17 protein-coding genes are annotated in these 16,641 nt (G+C 58.9%); 5 read left to right on the forward strand and 12 right to left on the reverse strand.

Features of this window, described 5'->3' with window-relative positions; translation table 11 throughout:
- Position 1: 1 nt before the first annotated feature.
- Positions 2–439 (forward strand): multidrug/biocide efflux PACE transporter, encoded by a 438-nt coding sequence (locus ACYZT4_RS00405; RefSeq protein ID WP_461984371.1) that lies wholly within the window; start codon positions 2–4, stop codon positions 437–439.
- A gap of 84 nt (positions 440–523) precedes the next feature.
- Here ACYZT4_RS00405 and ACYZT4_RS00410 read toward each other — a convergent pair whose 3' ends face one another.
- Positions 524–1,282: an SDR family NAD(P)-dependent oxidoreductase gene (locus ACYZT4_RS00410; RefSeq protein ID WP_461984372.1), complete on the reverse strand. Its 759-nt coding sequence runs from the start codon at positions 1,280–1,282 to the stop codon at positions 524–526.
- Between the two features lie 121 nt (positions 1,283–1,403).
- On the opposite strand from ACYZT4_RS00410, the gene ACYZT4_RS00415 reads away from it, so the two are divergent.
- A complete protein-coding gene (locus ACYZT4_RS00415; RefSeq protein WP_461984374.1) occupies positions 1,404–2,300 on the forward strand; it encodes a LysR family transcriptional regulator in 897 nt (298 codons plus the stop codon).
- Between the two features lie 133 nt (positions 2,301–2,433).
- On the opposite strand, the gene ACYZT4_RS00420 is transcribed toward ACYZT4_RS00415, so the two are convergent.
- The 4 genes from ACYZT4_RS00420 to ACYZT4_RS00435 all read right to left on the reverse strand — a co-directional run bounded on the left by ACYZT4_RS00420 (position 2,434) and on the right by ACYZT4_RS00435 (position 7,068).
- Complete coding sequence (locus ACYZT4_RS00420; RefSeq protein WP_054044827.1) at positions 2,434–3,156, reverse strand: TylF/MycF/NovP-related O-methyltransferase; 723 nt, start codon at positions 3,154–3,156, stop codon at positions 2,434–2,436.
- A complete protein-coding gene (locus ACYZT4_RS00425) occupies positions 3,153–4,019 on the reverse strand; it encodes a hypothetical protein (RefSeq protein WP_461984376.1) in 867 nt (288 codons plus the stop codon). Before ACYZT4_RS00425 ends, ACYZT4_RS00420 begins: the two co-directional genes overlap by 4 nt.
- A 190-nt stretch (positions 4,020–4,209) precedes the next feature.
- Positions 4,210–5,823 carry an inorganic phosphate transporter gene (locus tag ACYZT4_RS00430; RefSeq protein WP_461984378.1) on the reverse strand — a complete coding sequence of 538 codons (1,614 nt, stop codon included), beginning with the start codon at positions 5,821–5,823 and terminating at the stop codon, positions 4,210–4,212.
- 222 nt (positions 5,824–6,045) lie between these two features.
- Positions 6,046–7,068 (reverse strand): transporter, encoded by a 1,023-nt coding sequence (locus tag ACYZT4_RS00435; protein ID WP_461984380.1) that lies wholly within the window; start codon positions 7,066–7,068, stop codon positions 6,046–6,048.
- 283 nt (positions 7,069–7,351) lie between these two features.
- Between ACYZT4_RS00435 and ACYZT4_RS00440 the strand changes: the two genes are divergently transcribed.
- On the forward strand, positions 7,352–8,977 hold the full coding sequence (locus ACYZT4_RS00440) for a methyl-accepting chemotaxis protein (RefSeq protein WP_461984381.1): 1,626 nt from the start codon (positions 7,352–7,354) through the stop codon (positions 8,975–8,977).
- Positions 8,978–9,001: 24 nt separating this feature from the next.
- On the opposite strand, the gene ACYZT4_RS00445 is transcribed toward ACYZT4_RS00440, so the two are convergent.
- The 3 genes from ACYZT4_RS00445 to ACYZT4_RS00455 all read right to left on the reverse strand — a co-directional run bounded on the left by ACYZT4_RS00445 (position 9,002) and on the right by ACYZT4_RS00455 (position 11,002).
- Positions 9,002–9,307 carry a PepSY domain-containing protein gene (locus ACYZT4_RS00445; protein ID WP_461984383.1) on the reverse strand — a complete coding sequence of 102 codons (306 nt, stop codon included), beginning with the start codon at positions 9,305–9,307 and terminating at the stop codon, positions 9,002–9,004.
- A gap of 156 nt (positions 9,308–9,463) precedes the next feature.
- Entirely contained in the window at positions 9,464–9,772 is a 309-nt protein-coding gene (locus ACYZT4_RS00450; RefSeq protein WP_461984384.1) for a PepSY domain-containing protein, read from the reverse strand.
- A gap of 102 nt (positions 9,773–9,874) precedes the next feature.
- Positions 9,875–11,002, reverse strand: coding sequence for a glycerophosphodiester phosphodiesterase (locus ACYZT4_RS00455; protein ID WP_461984386.1), 1,128 nt, complete (start codon positions 11,000–11,002; stop codon positions 9,875–9,877).
- Positions 11,003–11,216: 214 nt separating this feature from the next.
- Here ACYZT4_RS00455 and ACYZT4_RS00460 point away from each other — a divergent pair, with 214 nt between their 5' ends.
- Complete coding sequence (locus ACYZT4_RS00460; RefSeq protein WP_461984389.1) at positions 11,217–11,543, forward strand: DUF2025 family protein; 327 nt, start codon at positions 11,217–11,219, stop codon at positions 11,541–11,543.
- 133 nt (positions 11,544–11,676) lie between these two features.
- Here the strand turns inward: ACYZT4_RS00460 and ACYZT4_RS00465 are convergent, their stop codons facing one another.
- The 4 genes from ACYZT4_RS00465 to ACYZT4_RS00480 form a co-directional block, all read right to left on the reverse strand.
- Positions 11,677–12,414 (reverse strand): CTP synthase C-terminal region-related (seleno)protein, encoded by a 738-nt coding sequence (locus ACYZT4_RS00465; protein WP_461984390.1) that lies wholly within the window; start codon positions 12,412–12,414, stop codon positions 11,677–11,679.
- A gap of 91 nt (positions 12,415–12,505) precedes the next feature.
- Complete coding sequence (locus tag ACYZT4_RS00470) at positions 12,506–13,045, reverse strand: DUF1003 domain-containing protein (RefSeq protein ID WP_461984392.1); 540 nt, start codon at positions 13,043–13,045, stop codon at positions 12,506–12,508.
- Between the two features lie 89 nt (positions 13,046–13,134).
- Positions 13,135–14,454 carry a methyl-accepting chemotaxis protein gene (locus tag ACYZT4_RS00475; protein ID WP_461984393.1) on the reverse strand — a complete coding sequence of 440 codons (1,320 nt, stop codon included), beginning with the start codon at positions 14,452–14,454 and terminating at the stop codon, positions 13,135–13,137.
- 245 nt (positions 14,455–14,699) lie between these two features.
- A complete protein-coding gene (locus tag ACYZT4_RS00480; RefSeq protein ID WP_461984395.1) occupies positions 14,700–15,308 on the reverse strand; it encodes a TetR/AcrR family transcriptional regulator in 609 nt (202 codons plus the stop codon).
- A gap of 213 nt (positions 15,309–15,521) precedes the next feature.
- Here ACYZT4_RS00480 and ACYZT4_RS00485 point away from each other — a divergent pair, with 213 nt between their 5' ends.
- Positions 15,522–16,562: an MBL fold metallo-hydrolase gene (locus ACYZT4_RS00485; RefSeq protein ID WP_461984397.1), complete on the forward strand. Its 1,041-nt coding sequence runs from the start codon at positions 15,522–15,524 to the stop codon at positions 16,560–16,562.
- Positions 16,563–16,641 lie beyond the last annotated feature (79 nt).

Below are 16,641 nucleotides of genomic sequence, written 5' to 3' on the forward strand. Positions count from 1 at the left end.
CATGAACATCCAAAAATCCATCACTGAACGTATTTTTCAGGCCATCGGCTTCGAACTGCTGGCCATCCTGATTTGCACGCCGTTGCTGGCGTGGATCATGGACAAACCGATGCTCGAGATGGGCGTCGTCACCGTGGTGATCGCGGCATTGGCACTGGCGTGGAACGTGGTGTTCAACGGGATTTTCGACCGCGTACTGCAACGCTTTGCCATTGCGCACAACGCCTGGACCCGAGTCGCGCATGCGTTGATGTTTGAAGGCGGGCTGGTGGCGGTCGGCGTGCCGTTGATTGCCTGGTGGCTGAGCATTAGCCTGTGGCAGGCATTCTTGCTGGATGCGGGGGTGCTGCTGTTTTTCCTGCCTTATACCTACGTTTATCACTGGGTGTACGACGGGGTACGCGAGCGTGTGGTGATGCGCCAGGCCTGTGAAGGGTGAAGCAAAAGATCGCAGCCTTCGGCAGCTTCTACGATTGGAATGCGATTCCCTGTAGGAGCTGCCGCAGGCTGCGATCTGTTGGTCTTACAAAAACATCCCGCCCGACGCTTCAACGCGCTGCCCATTGATCCACTGGCTACCCGGCGCCAGCAGCAGCGCAATCGCCGAACCAATGTCGTCCGGCAAACCGACGCGACCCAATGCGGTATTGCTGGCGACCATCCGGTTCACCTCGGCACTGTCGCGCACGGTCCCGCCACCGAAATCAGTTTCAATCGCGCCAGGCGCCAACGTGTTCACTGAAATTCCCCTCGTACCCAGCTCCTTGGCCTGATAACGCGTCAGCACTTCCATCGCACCTTTCATCGCTGCGTAAGCGCCGTAACCCGGCAGGCTGAAGCGGGTCAGCCCGCTGGACACGTTAAGGATGCGCCCACCGTCGACAATCAACGGCAGCAAATTCTGGGTAAGGAAAAACGGCCCTTTCAAATGGATGTTCATCAACAAATCGAACTGCGCGACCGTGGTGTCGACGAAGTTCGCGTACACACCGATGCCGGCGTTGTTGAGCAGAAAGTCGAAGTGGTGGCGGTCAAAGTGGCTGCGCAATACGTCGGCGACCTGGGTGGTGAAATCGGCGAAACGCTCGCTCTGGCCCACGTCGAGTTGCAGCATCGCGGCGCGACCGCCGAGGCTTTCGATCTCTGCGACCAGTGCCTGCGCTTCATCTGCCTTGCTGTTGTAAGTGCCGATGACGTCGATGCCCTGGGCGGCCAGATGCAGTGCTGCGTTCTTGCCGAGGCCGCGGCTGGCGCCGGTGATCAGTGCGATTTTACGGGACATGGGACTTCCTCAAGGGTGACGGGTAACTGAGTGGAGGCAGTTTATTTATCCGGCGCAGGGTGATAAACAGAGTGAAACTGGAATCACTGGTCGGTTAATCCGAACAATAGAGGGTCGGCTCATGAACAAGCTGGAACTGCTGCGCACCTTCGTTCGTGTCAGCGAGATGTCGAGTTTTACGTTGGCGGGCGAGAGTCTGGGCGTGCCAAGGTCCACTGTTTCCGAGCACATTCAGGCGTTGGAAGCGTTGTTGGGCACGCGCCTGTTGCAACGCACCACGCGCCGGGTTCAGGCCACGCAGGACGGCCTGGTGTTGTACGAACGCAGCAGGGATTTACTCTCGCACATGGACGAAATCGAAGGCTTGTTCCGTCAGGATGCGGCGTCGCTGACCGGGCGGATTCGCTTCGACATGCCGAACTTTCTCGGCCGCCAGACGGTGCTGCCGCGCTTGCCGGAATTCATGGCGCAGCACCCCAACCTGGAGCTGGAAATCAGCACCACGGATCGCCGGGTCGATTTGCAGCGCGAGGGTTTTGATTGCGTGGTGCGGGTCGGCGCGCAGCCGGATCAATCGGTGGTCGCGCGTCACGTGTGTGATTTTGTGATGGTCAATTGCGTGAGTCCCGCCTACGTGCAGCGCTACGGCATGCCGCACAGCCTCGAGGACCTGGCGCAGCATCGAATGGTGCATTACGTCGGTGTACTGGGTTCGCGTTCGGACGGTTTTTTGTACGAAATGGAAGGCGTCGAGCAGCGATTACCGATGGCGGGCAGCGTCACGGTGAACAGCACCGATGCTTATGAAGCGGCGTGTCTGGGGGGATTTGGCTTGATTCAGGCGCCGCTCAAGGGCATGCAAAAGCACTTGCTCAGCGGGGAGATGGTGGCGGTGTTGCCGCAGTTCAATGCACCGTCAATGCAGGTGTCGCTGCTCTATGCCCGGCAACGGCATTTGCCGCTGCGGGTCAGAGCGTTCATGGACTGGCTGGCCGATGTGATCCAGTCCACCACCTGAAGCACAACACAAAACCTGAGGCAGATTATGTGTAGGAGTGAGCCTGCTCGCGATAACGGTGGTTCAGTCAACAGTGATGTTGAATGTTATGGCCGCATCGCGAGCAGGCTCACTCCTACAAGGGGTTTTGCGTTTAGACGTGGAAGTAGCCCACGCAGCTGTCAAACGGCAAGCGCTTCAGCTCGATCTTGTTCAGGTCGAGCACTTCACGCAGGGCTTTGGTTTCGCCCGGGAAGTTGCGGTAGGCCACTTCGTCCAGCACCACGACCGCGCCTTTTGGCATGTACGGCAGGAAAGTTTCCAGCGCGACTTTGGTCGATTCGTACAGGTCGGTGTCGAGAATCAGCATGGCCACGACCAGGTCCGGACGGGTCTTGACCCACTCCGGCACGGTCTTGACGATGTCACCCTTGACCAGCTCGCAACGCGGGATGCGGTTGACCGGGCGCAGCAGGTCGTTGGCATCGATCATGTCCTGGATCAGCGACTGGTCGGTGTCGGAGAACATGGTCTCGTTGACGTCGGCCGGGTCTTCTTTCTTGTCGATGCTCTGGAAACCTTCGAAGGTGTCGAAACCGACGATCGAACGGTTGATCGCGTACGGCTCCAGAATCATCGACAAGTGCATGTACAGCATCAGCGAATTGCCTTTGTACACGCCGCACTCAATGATCGCGCCGGGGACTTCAGCGACTTTCTTGAACAGCTCCATGCGCGACAGGGCAGCGGTCACGCCGATGCGGTTGGCGAAGACGAACGGCGCGTCGGCCACGTACTCGGCATCGACCCGTTTCAGAACGTTGGCACGGGTTTCGTTGTACTGGGCCTCGGCAGGCGTGATGCGACGCTTAGTCATTGCTGGATTCCTTGGAAATTCGAGAAGTCGTGGGCGTGGAAATAGTCTTTGAAGCCGGCGCCGACATCAGGGCAGGCGCTGTCGACATTGATCGCGCCGCGCTTGTGCTTGAGGTCGTCGAGGTGCATCAGGCGGAAGTCCACGCTGAAGCGGGTTTGTTCGGTGTGGTTGGCGACCGTGCCGTGCAGGTGCGAACCGGAGAAGATCAGCATCTCGCCGGTGTTGCCGGCAATGCGCACTTCGGACGCGCTGTTGATCGCTTCCATCGGCACCGGGTGCACGCGGACTTCCTCCTTGAGGTTGTCCTTGGCCTTGTGCCGCTGGTTGCTGATCCAGTCGTTGAGGCTCCATTCGCTGGAGGTGTTCTTCACCGGCACATCAAAGTAGCCGGCGTTGATCATCATGGTCTGGTCGGGGCGGATGGTGTGCACCGGCATCCAGGTGTTGATCTGGCAATCGACGCTGCCGTACCAGGTGTCGCGATGCGGTTTGTAGGCATAGCTGACACCGGCGTGCAGGTAGTCATAGTTCGGCACCACGCGAATGCGCGGCACGTCGAAAATGTATTCACGCGGGTCGACGCCGATCTCGTCGATGAACGACAGGATCAGGTCCTTGGCGCGTTGACTGTTGGTGAACTGGCCCTTGAGGCGTGTCACCAGAACCACGAATTCTTCCACCGGCATCAGCGTGTGCAGGGCCTGGTGACGGGTCTCGCCGTCAAAGGCGGCGGTGATGCTTTCCTGAGCAAACGCACACAGCTCTTTGGCGGCGCGCAGTTGGGTGTTCAGGAAGATGTCGCCGGCGTAGATGGCTTCTTTGAAGTCAGCTTTCTGTTGAAGCTGATTGATGTACAGATTCACGATTCCACTCCTGAATGCATCGAGTCTCTTAAGAGTCGGCCACACGTTAGCAAACTGAAGTGCAATCAGGCGGGCGGTGGATCAATAAAAGTGCAATCCCCTGAATTTGCGACGAAATGCTTTCTCGCAGGCAAAAAAATCCCCCTGTAGGAGCGAGCAGGCTCGCTCCTACAGGGGGCGGGGGTTGGGGCTAGAAAATCTGGGTGAACAGCCAGTACAGGCTGCCCGACAACAGAATCGCCGCCGGCAAGGTCAGCACCCAGGCCATCAGCAGGTTGCGGATGGTCTTCATCTGCAAGCCGCCGCCGTTGGCGACCATGGTCCCGGCCACGCCCGACGACAGCACATGGGTGGTCGACACTGGCAGCCCGAACATGTCTGCCGCACCGATGGTCAGCATGGCCACGGTTTCCGCCGAGGCGCCCTGCGCGTACGTCAGGTGGGTCTTGCCGATTTTCTCACCGACCGTCATCACAATGCGTTTCCAGCCGACCATGGTGCCGAGGCCCAGGGCAATCGCCACCGCGATCTTCACCCACAGCGGAATAAACCGCGTCGAGTTGTCGATCTGCTGCTTGAACAGTTGCAGCTTGCTGCTGGTGTCAGCGTCGAAATTGCCGACCTTGTTCTTGTCCATCAGGCGAATGGTTTCGCTGGTCAGGTACATGTCGTTACGCACGTTGCCCACGGCTTCGGCCGGGACTTTCGACAGCGAGCCGTAACCCTTCACTTCGTTGCCGATGCTGCCAGCCAGCGCGGCGAGGGCCGGCACCAGTTGCGGCGTGGCTTCCTTGCTGCGCACATATTCCGACAGCACCGGACGCGGATCGGCAGGCGCCGGCAGCGGCGAATTTTTTGCCAGCGCCTGCTGGGTGACTTCGGCCACGGCGGCAAACTGCAAGGCTTGATCCGCCGGCATCGTGCGGTTCAGCGCGTAGGCCATCGGCAGAGTGCCCACCAGGATCAGCATGATCAGGCCCATGCCTTTCTGGCCATCGTTGGAACCGTGGGCAAACGACACGCCGGTGCAGGTCACGATCAACATGCCGCGAATCCACCACGGTGGCGGCGTGTTGCCTTCCGGTGCCTTGTACAACGCGCGATTCTTGACGAAGGCGCGCAAGGCCAGCAGCAACAGCGCGGCAAACCCAAAGCCGACCAGCGGCGAGAGCAGCAGCGCATAACCGATCTTGGTCGCCTGCGCCCAGTCCACGCCGCTGGTGCCATCGCGACCGTGCATCAGGGCATTGGCCACGCCGACGCCGATGATCGAACCGATCAACGTGTGCGACGACGACGCCGGCAAACCCAGCCACCAGGTGCCGAGGTTCCACAGGATCGCCGCAATCAGCAGGGCAAAAATCATGGCGAAACCGGCGGACGATCCGACTTGCAGAATCAGCTCCACCGGCAGCAAAGCGATGATGCCGAACGCCACCGCGCCGCTCGAGAGCAGCACGCCGAGGAAGTTGAAGAACCCGGACCAGGCCACCGCGAAATTCGGCGGCATCGAATTGGTGTAAATCACCGTGGCCACCGCGTTGGCGGTATCGTGGAAACCGTTGACGAACTCGAAACCCAGCGCGATCAGCAGCGCCACGCCCAGCAACAGAAACGGCGTCCAGGTGGTGACCACCGTGCCGAGTTCTTTCATGTCGTGCATCAGGCTGTAGGCGGTGAACAGCAAACCGCTGGCCAAAACACCGAAGAAAATCACCAGTGTGAGCAGGCCGGGTTTTTTGTCGAAATGCGGCCTCGCGCTGTTGGCGGGCGCCTGGGCGGCGGTGTAGGAAGGAGTAGCCATGACGGACAATCCTGTGGCGGGAAGGAGTGTCAGTCATAGTCGTTGCTAAATGTTACAGAGAGGCTGCGTTGGGTCAGTGTTTGCGGTGATTGCTGTTCCGTCGATCTGAATCCAACGCGATCCCCTGTAGGAGCGAGCTTGCTCGCGAAGGTCGTTAACGATGACGCGTACAGCCAGATGCCCTGCGTCGCGCTCAGATTTTTTTCCCGAGCGAGTTCGCTCCTACAGATCCTGGCGCTTGCGGAACGCCCAGCGCCCGGCAATCACGGTAAACGTCGCGACCAATGCCACCAGAATCCAGAACCCCTCCGGGTCCTGAGAGAGCGGCACACCGCCCACGTTCATCCCGAAAAAACCGGCAATGATGTTGATCGGCAACGCGAGCACCGTCACCACCGTCAGGGTAAACAGCGTGCGGTTGCTCTGTTCATTGAGGTTGGCGGCAATCTCTTCCTGCAACAGCTTGATCCGCTCACCCAGCGCCGTGAGGTCGTTGATGATCAGCGCAAACTCCTCGGTGGATTTGCGCAGTTCCTTCACGTCTTCCTTTTGCAGCCATTGCGGCGGACGGTTGAGCAGGCGCAACAACGAACCCGGCTCCAGCGCCAGCAGCCGTTGCAGGCGCACCAGTACGCGACGGTTGGCGCCGAGTTCTGCGCGGTTGGTCGACAGACGCGAGGAGAGCAATTCATCTTCGATCTGATCGACGCTCTGGCTGGTCTTGCGCACGATCTGCGTCAGCACTTCACCCTGATCACGCAGCAAATGCACGAGCAATTCCAATGGCGAGCGAAAGCGTTCGCCGGCCTTTACCGACGAACGTAACTTGTCCACCGAGTGCAGCGGTTGCAGGCGCGCGCTGATGATCAGCCGGCTGCGGGCGCACACCCACAGCGTCGAAACATCCGACGAGACCATGCTGCTGAGGTTGAACACCACATCGTTGACCACCGCCAGCAACGCCGAATCCACATGCTCGATGCGCGTCGAACGCGACCCTTCATGTAAGGCTTCGAAAAACTCGTCGGGCAATTCCAGATGACTTTTCATCCAGCGCTCGCACGCGGCGTGGGCGAGGTTGAGGTGCAGCCACAAAAACTCGTCGCTGTCGTCCGGCTGTTGCAGGCAGCGCAGCGCCATGGCCGAATCGATTTCCCGGCCGCGTTCGCCAGGGCGAAAACTGAAACCGTACAGCAGGCCGAACAGGTCCGGATCGCGATGGCTGATGTCGATGCTGTGGTTCATGAGGGCTCGCAAGGGGAGGCGCCTGTCGCGGGTTTCACAGGTTCACTTGAGCCGCATCATCGCAAGGTATCTTGACAGTTTTGTGACGGCTTCGTGGCGCTGGCCATGTGCCTTCTACCGGCGGTCGGAACCGCTCAAGAACGGACCTGACACGCCGATCTCCCGTAGGAGCCAGAACGCAGGCTCTTACAAATGCACGAGTTCGATGCTGCTGACAGGGATGTCCGGACCACTTTCACGCCTTGCCCAAGACGTGCCTCATTCCTGTCATGAGTACTTCCCGATGTTTTTGCAAAAGTCCCTGAGAGCGCAAATTCTCGCCCTGCTGAGCGGTAGTCTTTTTGCGATGCTGTTGATCGCGCTGGCTTGCTTTCACTTTCTGTCGAATGGCGTTCAGAGCTACGCGAATCTCATTGATGGCCCACTGCACACTTCGCAATTGATCGATGAAGCCAATCTGCAATTCAAGGTGCAGGTTCAGGAATGGAAAAACGTACTGCTGCGTGGCAAGCAACCGGCGGATCTGGATAAATACTGGAAACAATTCGAAGACCGTCAGCGCGACGTGCAGGGCATCCTCGGCGAATTGGCCGCGCAGAAAGGCATCGAGCCAGAACTCAGGACCCGCATCGAACGCCTGCGTGACGAACATCGCCAGTTAGGCTCGGCGTACCAGAAGGGCCGAGATGCTTACGTGGCGGCCGGTGCCGACCCGACTGCGGGCGACACCGCGGTCAAGGGCGTGGACCGGGCGACCAGCGATCAAATGAGTGAACTGGTCAGCCAGTTACGCAAGCAGGGCGCCGAGCAGTCGAAGGTGATCAGCGCCAGTGCCGATCGCACGGTGTGGCTGGGGATCATCGTGATGCTCGCATCCGGTCTGCTGATCGGGTTGTTGAGCCTGTGGCTGATCAACCGCAACCTGGTGGAACCGATCCGCAAACTGATCGACTACGTGGCGCAACTCAGCCAAGGCAAGTTTGCCGAACGTGTGGCCAGCACCCGCCAGGATGAGTTGGGCAAACTGGCGACCGCGGCTAATACGCTGCGCGATTTCCTCGCCGACACCTTCACTCGTTTGCAAATCAGCGCCAAGGACCTGGACAGCGCCAGCGGTGAACTGCAGGCGATTGCCAGCCTGATGGCCTGTGGCACTAACGAACAGTTCAACCGCACCGATCAGGTGGCCACGGCGATGAATGAAATGTCCGCCACCGCGCAGGAAGTCGCGCGTCACGCTGCCGACGCCGCCCGTGCGGCGGACGACGCCGACCAGTCCGCCCAGCAAGGCGAGAAAGTCATGCAGGGCACCATTCACACCATCACCCGGATGCGCAGCGAAATCGCCAACACCGCGATGGTCATTCGCCAACTGGAAACCGACAGCGGCCGCATCGGCAAGGTGCTGGAAGTGATTCGCGGCATCGCCGAACAGACCAACCTGCTGGCGCTCAACGCGGCGATCGAAGCCGCGCGTGCCGGTGAAGCGGGGCGCGGTTTTGCCGTGGTGGCCGATGAAGTGCGCAGCCTGGCCCAGCGCACGGCGGCGTCGATCATCGAGATCAACCAGATCATTCAGACCGTGCAAACCGGTGCGGTGGACGCTGCCCAAGCGATTGAAAGCGGACAGTCGCGCAGCGAAGAAAGCGTGCAGCAAGTCACTGAAGCCGGCGCGATGCTGGAGCGCATCACCCATGCCGTGGAATCCATCCGCGACATGAACCGCCAGATCGCCACCGCTGCCGAAGAGCAGACCTCGGTCGCCGAAGACATCTCGCGCAACCTCACCGAGATCACCAGCATCGCCAGTACCAACCTCGACAACGTGCAACGCACCGAAGCGGCCAGCCACAACCTGCACGGGTTATCGGGGCAGTTGAACGAAGTGACGGCCCGCCTCAGCGCCTGATGCCGTGAGGGTGCATTGGTGGCCTTATTTGATGCTCAGGATTTCGCCGGTGGCGGCTAACAGGTCCACGTTCTTCTCGACTTTGTTCGAGTCGATCAAGTCGACTTCATAGATATAGCCGTTGAGGCGATGTTCCAGTTGAGTCTTGGCAATTCTTGAACCTGGGTGCGCCTTCAACGCGATCAGGTTCAACTCTTCGAGCGGCTTGATCTTGCCTTCCTTTATCAGTTGGGGAATCTGGTGCAGCAGAACATCGTCTTCACTCGCCTGGGCCATGCTGGCAATGAAGGTCAGGCTGGAAGCGGCGAAAAAAGCAGTCAGTGTTTTCATGCTGTTCATTCCTTGATGAAGTGAGGTTTAGCGAGGGCAACTTAGTCGCGGCAACTTAACTCATCCTTAAAATTACTCGCTATGAATCAAACTCTTACAAGTGATCAGGCACAAAAAAGCCGCACGATCCGAAAATCGTGCGGCTGGATTTGTGCATCAGTCGTCCTGTTTATTTTTCAGGACTTCGCCGGTGGCGGCGTTCAGGTCCACGTCCCATTCAACGCCTTTGGCGTCCTTGAGTTCCACTTCGTACTCGTAGAGGCCGGGGTGTTGGTCGAGGTCGCTGTCGGTGATCGTGGCGCCCGGGTGCAATTTCAGAACGCTCTGGTTCAGCTCTTCCAGTGACTTGATCTTTTTGTCCTTGACCAGCTGCGGGATCTGATCGACTGGAACATCGGCGGCCTGGGCCAGGCCCGCGGAGAGTGTCAGGGCAGCAGCGGTGAACAGGGCAGTCAACGTCTTCATGGGGTTCTTTCCTTGGGTGAGCCGTTTAAGTGGGGCCAGATTAAATGTGGCAACTTAATTCAGGCTTAATTCCGACAGCATCGCCGGCACACCGGCGTTGAATCAATACCCGTTGTTCTGCAACAACTGCGCAACGGTGCCCGCCGCCGGGCGTTTGTAAAACTTCAACAATTCGCTGGCGCGGTTGGTGAAGATGCCGTCGACGCCAGCGTCCATGACCTTTTGGTAGTCCACCGCATCATCGACGGTGTAGACGTGCACCAACAAACCCTGATCGTGGGTGAACTGGTTCATCCACGGTTTCACCAGATCCGAGTAGCTCTGGTCGCCACCCTTGGTCAACGCGGCGGAAGGGCCGGTACCGATCGCGCCCTGGGCCTTGGCGTACTCGACCCATTGCTGAAATTCGGCCTTGTCCTTCGGTTCCTGTCTGGCGTAGTACGCCGCTTTGTCCTTGTCGCCGGACTCGGCGAACGTCATTTTGGACTTGGGCTCGATGCTGCCTTCGCCGACCCACAGCAACAAGATCTTCGGCACCTGCGGCATCTCTTTTTCCAGCAGTTCGAGGCTGCTCTTCTCAAACGTTTGCAACACCACTTTGCCTCTGCCCTGGCCGACGGCCAGCTCGCTTTTCGCCAGTTTCGAACCCACCGGACTCAGCCAGCCGCGATCGTGAAGTTTCTCCTTGAGGTCACGTTCGATGCCGGGAAACTGCTTCGGCTCCTTGGTTTCGATGTACAGGCCGGGTTTGTGCAGCGGGTTGCCCTGGGCGATGTCGATGATTTCGTCGAGGGTCAGGATTTTCAGCCCCGCATAGGCAGGACGCGCACGCTCAGGGAACGCCGTGTTGAACCAGCTGCCGGCATCCAGCGTTTTCAACTCGGCGAGGGTGAACGCGTTGGCCGGGCTGTCTTTGCGATCGGGGAATTTGCTGGCGACGTCGGTGGTGCGTTGAAGGTTGTTGTCGTGCAGGGCAAACAGCACGCCATCCTTGCTGCGTTGCAGGTCCATTTCCAGGTAGTCGGCACCGAGATCACGGGCGAGTTTATACGCGGCGGCGGTGGATTCCGGGGCATCGAAGGACGCACCGCGATGAGCGATCACCGCCGGGTGCGGAATGCCCGAGTGCGCCGCCAGTGAGACAGGGCTTGGCTCGCTCGCTGCCTGTGTCTGGCCGAGGCCGAGCAGTACGCTCAACAGCAAAGCACTCTTGGTGACAGTAGCTGGCATGGTCGAGATCCTTTCGCGGAGAGTAAAGACGTCCCTTTTAACAACTGAGCGCCGCTTGTGCTATCGCGAGACCGACATAAACGTGTTTAAAGCGGATTTATTCAGCGCTTTTGTGCGGTTCTTTGCAGTACTCTTGGCCACGAAATTTCCCCGGCAGAGGGAAAGCCATTCAATGCCCTGCGTGTAAACCATCGATCACTTCAGTGAGGTTTATATGCGCATCACTTCCGAACTCATCTGCCAGGCCGCCGACCAACTCAAAGGCTTCGTCGGCCTCAATCGCAAGACCGGCCAATACATCGTGCGCTTCAGCGAAGATTCCTTCGGCATGGATGTGGCAGATGACGGCATTATTCCGGTCAGTGAATTCGTCTGGGCGCCGGGGGCGGGGCAGGCCATGACGCTCAAGCGCGAGTTGATTCAGTTGTTGCTGGACCAGAACATCGATGAGCGGATCAACATCACCGAGCTGTTGCGGGTGTACATGAATCGGCGGGAAGTGCCGGAGATTTCGGCGGTGCGCAGTTTGGTGCAGGGCTGAGTTTTTGCGGTGTTTGTGCCGGCCTCTTCGCGAGCAGGCTCGCTCCTACAGTGGTTTTGTGCACGACCTATACCCCCTGTAGGAGTGAGCCTGCTCGCGATGGGGTCTTAACGACACCGCATGCTCTACCGTGTCAACGCGAACGCGCAGCCAACGCACTCGCCTCGACCAACCCCAGCACCAGCGGCGGCAAAATCCCCTTCAGTGCTGAACGCTCCGGTTGAAACAGCGTGGCCACAAAAAACGGATGCCCACGCAATTCCACCGCCCGCAAATCCCCCGCCGAGTCGTGCCCGACGGCCCATAAATCGTGGCTCAACAGTGTCGGTTCAAACTCAGGATTCACACCATAACGGCAGCGATAGCCTTCACGAATCTCGGCATTTTCATACGCCTTGGCGATCAACGAACCTTCGACCAGATGAATGCTGTCAACGGCTTCCACGAGCGAACAGGTCAGCGGCGTGAGCAACGCCCGCGCCGCCTCCGGCGATGTCTCACCGTGTTCGGCATCCGTCCAACCCAGCACGTTGCGCGCATATTCGAGAACTGCGTGTTGAAAACCGCCGCAAGTGCCGAGGAAAGGTCGCTGTTGTTCGCGGGCAAAGCGAATCGCGCGCAGTGCACCGTCCTCCTTGCGGTACGGGCTGGCCGGCACGCACCAGAAACCGTCGAATGCTGCCAATGGCGTATTAGCGTCGATCTGGTCGGTGGCCAACCACAGCAACTGCACATCCAACCCGGTGTGTTCGGCAACCATGCCGAGAGCGACGGGGATGGCCTGGTGGGCGGTGACGTTCGGGTCGTAATCGCCGATGAGGGCAATGCGGATTGCGGTGTTTCCCGTGAGGTTTTCCGTGAGGTTTTCCATGAGTGCTCTCGATGCGTGTTGATTCCTGTCGCTCACTATAGAGGGGCATTGAGCGGGCAAAAAGACTTCAACCTCAATGGATCAACATGGATCAACGCGCGGGCTGATCCTTGCGCACAAAATGCTGGTGCATTTCCGACGTCAGGCCTTCGATACGTTCCGTCAGCGTTTTGGTCATTTCAGTGAGGCGAGTGTTCTGCTCAAGCAACTCGATCATTTGCGCGGCGTTCTGCGCGGCCTGGGCCTGGCGTTCACTGTTGGCCACGGCCAGCGCTTCGCGATGCTGCGCGTCGGCGTCGGATTGGGCTTTGTCCCGCGCCGCTTGCCGGGTCTGGGCCAGCAGTATCAGTGGCGCGGCGTAAGCCGATTGCAGGCTGAACGCCAGGTTGAGGAGGATGAACGGGTAGAGGTCGAAGTGCGCCACACCAAACAGGTTCAGGCATACCCACACCACCACGATCAGCGTCTGCGCGCCGAGAAAAGTTGGCGTGCCGAAGAACCGCGCGAAGGCCTCGGCACGCAGGGCAAACGTGTCGTTGCCGAAGGTCGGCGCAAGGTGCGCGTGAGCGCGATGGAAGCGCAGGTGATCGACGGGGGCGGCGGTTTTGGTGTCGGATTTGATTGAAGTCATGACGCTCTCGGCAGGGCTGCGGGACTGAGCGTCACTATAGCCCTGCGCAAGAGCGGGGAAGCTGAATCAATGTTGAACCCTTGTGCGTTTCAGCCCGGCTGACGCTCATTGGCAAACATGCTGACCGCTTGGACGGCATTGCTTGCGCCATCGCGAATCTGCAGGATCACGGTGCCGGCCTGGTTGGCCAGTTCGACACCTTCCGCTGCACGGTCGCGGGTGCCGTCCATGCTCTTGATCGCTTGCCGGGTTTCACTCTGGATCAAGCCGATCATGGTGGAAATTTCCGTGGTTGACCCGCTGGTGCGCGCAGCCAACTGGCGCACCTCGTCCGCCACCACAGCGAATCCCCGGCCTTGCTCACCGGCGCGGGCGGCTTCGATGGCCGCGTTGAGTGCCAACAGATTGGTCTGGTCGGCGATGCCGCGGATGGTGTTGACGATGGCGGTAATCTGCTCCGAACGCTCGCCCAATTGCGCAATCAGGGTCGACGACTGCTCAATGTTGGCGGCGATTTCATGCATTTCACTGGCCGCCTGCTGGATCACCTGAGTACCGTGCTCGGCGACTCTGCGGGTTTCCACCGAGATGTGATAAGCCTCGCTGGCACTACGGGCATCGCGCTCATGCTGCTCGACCCGCGCCGTCACGTCGGAGGCGAACTTTATCACTTTGCACAGGCGCCCGGCCGCGTCGTATACCGGGTTGTAGTTGGCCTCCAGCCACACGGTTTGCCCGCGCTTGTCGACTCGCTCGAATTGACCGTGAAAGAACTCGCCCTGATTGAGCCGGCGCCAGAAATCCTGATAAGCGCTGCTGTTCACCATCTCGGCGGTGCAGAACAGCCGGTGATGTTTGCCTTTGAGCTCGGCGAGGCTGTAACCCATGCGAGTCAGGAAGTTCTGATTGGCGTTGATGATGCTGCCGTCGAGGTTGAATTCAATGACCGCCATGGCGCGGTCGATGGCCTGCAATCTGGCGGCGGACTCGCTTTCCTGCTGCACCCTGGCAGTCACGTCCATGGCAAATTTGACCACCTTGATGACGTTTCCCGAGGCGTCCTTGATCGGGTTATAGCTGGCCTCCAGCCAGATCGGTTGCCCCTTGCTGTCGACCCGCTCAAACGTCCCCGACTCGAATTGACCGTTTTTCAGCCGCGCCCACAGCTGCGTGTATTCGTTGCTGCGGGCGAACTCGGGTGTACAGAACTGGCGATGAGGTTGCCCCTGCACCTGATCGCGTTGATAACCCGTGGTCTTGAGAAAGTTGTCGTTGGCGCGCAGCACGGTGCCATTCAGGTCGAATTCAATCACTGCCATCGAGCGATCGATCGCTTCCAGCAGAGCATTTTTGTGGTCGAGGTTTTGTTCAAGGGCGTCAATGGCGGATTTATGGCGATTGAATAGCATGGCGGCAAGGCTCTGGAAGGAGGAAACCACGTGGTCCATCCCTGATTCTGCGCCTGCGAACCGAAGACCATGGCGGCCTTCGGCGTTGTCTGCTCAATGTCAGCGGTCCATGACTGACAGGGAAATACTTATACAAAACTTCATAAACTTGTACAACAAGCGTATTTTTTGATTTTTTGTACAAGTTTTGAGCGTTGTCTTTTTCAAAGCCATTTAACGCTGAGGGTGCGCAGCGCAAGCTGGGTCTAGTGCTGGTAGCAGGCCAGGAACATATCCAGCGCAGACTCCACGACAGTGGTCTGCATCTCGGGTGAGAGACCGGGCAAACCCATGGATATCTGAGGCCAGAATGAAAAGGATTTGAGCAATCCATGAATCTGTTGGGCGGCGAACTCCGGATCGACCGGCTTCAAGCGTCCATCGGCCTGAGCGGCGCGAATCCACACGGTCAGGCCCTCTTCGCGCTGGCCCATTCTCGCAACCATGTCCTGCGCACGCTCCGGCGAATGGATCGTGGCGGCGATGGCGACGCGTGCGAGGTCGAGCAAATTGTTATCGGCCATCATCTGCATTTTCGCCATCAGCATCAGGCGCATCTGGTGCCGCAGCGGTTGAGCGGGGCTGTAGGACATATCCTGTACGGCCGTCACCCGTGTCCATAATTGATTGAGGATTTCGGCGAACAATTCTTCCTTGCTGGGAAAGTGGTTGTACACCGTGCGCTTCGACACCCCAGCGGTGGCGGCGATCTTGTCCATGCTGGTGATGTCGAAACCGTTGGCACGGAATTCGGTGATCGCCGCTTGGATGATCGCTTCGCGTTTTCGGTCGGTCAGGCGCTGTGGAGCTGTCATAAGTACGCTTCGGCAGAAGAATTCAGGAATTACACTCAGCAGTTTACTTGTGATCGGCTTTGATGCAACCTAGAAACTACACTGTGCAGTGTAATGTTTCGTTAATCCTGTGCAGTCAATACTTGAACGTCCGGCTGATGCGTGCGTGCCTTGGCCAAATATCGTCCCACCGCAGAAACCGCGCATCGTGCGGTTTCCTGGAGTCATTCCGTCATGGCCAATTCCATTGACGCCTCTACACCTGAAGCTTCCCGTCAGGCAGAAGGGCATTTCCGAAACCATGCACCCGTGCAACGAGAAGGATTTCGTAAAATGCTGCGCATCATGTGGAACATGATCTTCCACAAACCGCGCAGCACCCGGCCGAGCGCTGCTGTTCCGGTGCAACGCCTGACCCATGATGCGTTGATCGCCGCGCCAAACCACAGCGTCTACCGCCTCGGCCACTCCACGGTCCTGCTGAAACTGCAGGACAAATTCTGGATCACCGACCCGGTCTTCGCCGAACGCGCCTCGCCGGTGCAATGGGCCGGTCCGAAACGTTTCCACCAACCGCCGATCAGCCTCGAAGAATTACCGCCGATTGAAGCGGTCATCCTGTCACACGATCACTACGACCACCTCGATTACCGCGCCGTGCTCAAACTGGCGCAGAAGACTCGATATTTCCTTACGCCCCTGGGCGTCGGCGACACGTTGATCAAATGGGGCATCGACGCCAGCAAAGTGCGGCAACTGGACTGGTGGCAGGGTACTGAAGTCGCCGGCATTCAGTTCGTCGCCACACCGTCGCAACACTTTTCCGGCCGTGGTTTGTTTGATGGCAACAGCACGCTCTGGGCTTCATGGGTGATGATCGACGGCGCCACACGAATATTCTTCAGCGGCGACAGCGGCTATTTCGACGGCTTCAAACGCATCGGCGAACGCTACGGCCCGTTCGACCTGACACTGATGGAAACCGGCGCCTACAACGTAGAGTGGCCGCATGTGCACATGCAACCCGAACAGACCCTGCAAGCGCACATCGACCTCAAAGGCCGTTGGCTGCTGCCGATTCACAACGGCACATTCGACCTGTCGATGCACGCCTGGTACGAACCGTTCGACCGCATTCTCGCACTGGCCTGGGAGCGCAATGTGTCGATCACCACGCCGCAAATGGGTGAGGCCTTTAACGTGATGTACCCGCAGCGGGGCAGTGCGTGGTGGTATGAGGTTGAGCAACAGGTGTATCAACAGAGCGTTGGTTGATGCGGCTACAGGTGATCGCGAACATTCGTACATGATCCAGCGGTGAGTGATGACGGACTTTTCCAGCGGCGTCTGTAGG

The organism is Pseudomonas sp. GB2N2 (genome assembly GCF_054897705.1).

Coding starts and splice junctions, on each gene's coding strand:
- ACYZT4_RS00405 (WP_461984371.1), top strand. CDS start 2: ATGAACATCCAAAAATCCATCACTGAACGTATTTTTCAGGCCATCGGC.
- ACYZT4_RS00410 (WP_461984372.1), bottom strand. CDS start 1,282: ATGTCCCGTAAAATCGCACTGATCACCGGCGCCAGCCGCGGCCTCGGC.
- ACYZT4_RS00415 (WP_461984374.1), top strand. CDS start 1,404: ATGAACAAGCTGGAACTGCTGCGCACCTTCGTTCGTGTCAGCGAGATG.
- ACYZT4_RS00420 (WP_054044827.1), bottom strand. CDS start 3,156: ATGACTAAGCGTCGCATCACGCCTGCCGAGGCCCAGTACAACGAAACC.
- ACYZT4_RS00430 (WP_461984378.1), bottom strand. CDS start 5,823: ATGGCTACTCCTTCCTACACCGCCGCCCAGGCGCCCGCCAACAGCGCG.
- ACYZT4_RS00435 (WP_461984380.1), bottom strand. CDS start 7,068: ATGAACCACAGCATCGACATCAGCCATCGCGATCCGGACCTGTTCGGC.
- ACYZT4_RS00440 (WP_461984381.1), top strand. CDS start 7,352: ATGTTTTTGCAAAAGTCCCTGAGAGCGCAAATTCTCGCCCTGCTGAGC.
- ACYZT4_RS00445 (WP_461984383.1), bottom strand. CDS start 9,307: ATGAAAACACTGACTGCTTTTTTCGCCGCTTCCAGCCTGACCTTCATT.
- ACYZT4_RS00450 (WP_461984384.1), bottom strand. CDS start 9,772: ATGAAGACGTTGACTGCCCTGTTCACCGCTGCTGCCCTGACACTCTCC.
- ACYZT4_RS00455 (WP_461984386.1), bottom strand. CDS start 11,002: ATGCCAGCTACTGTCACCAAGAGTGCTTTGCTGTTGAGCGTACTGCTC.
- ACYZT4_RS00460 (WP_461984389.1), top strand. CDS start 11,217: ATGCGCATCACTTCCGAACTCATCTGCCAGGCCGCCGACCAACTCAAA.
- ACYZT4_RS00465 (WP_461984390.1), bottom strand. CDS start 12,414: ATGGAAAACCTCACGGAAAACCTCACGGGAAACACCGCAATCCGCATT.
- ACYZT4_RS00470 (WP_461984392.1), bottom strand. CDS start 13,045: ATGACTTCAATCAAATCCGACACCAAAACCGCCGCCCCCGTCGATCAC.
- ACYZT4_RS00475 (WP_461984393.1), bottom strand. CDS start 14,454: ATGCTATTCAATCGCCATAAATCCGCCATTGACGCCCTTGAACAAAAC.
- ACYZT4_RS00480 (WP_461984395.1), bottom strand. CDS start 15,308: ATGACAGCTCCACAGCGCCTGACCGACCGAAAACGCGAAGCGATCATC.
- ACYZT4_RS00485 (WP_461984397.1), top strand. CDS start 15,522: ATGGCCAATTCCATTGACGCCTCTACACCTGAAGCTTCCCGTCAGGCA.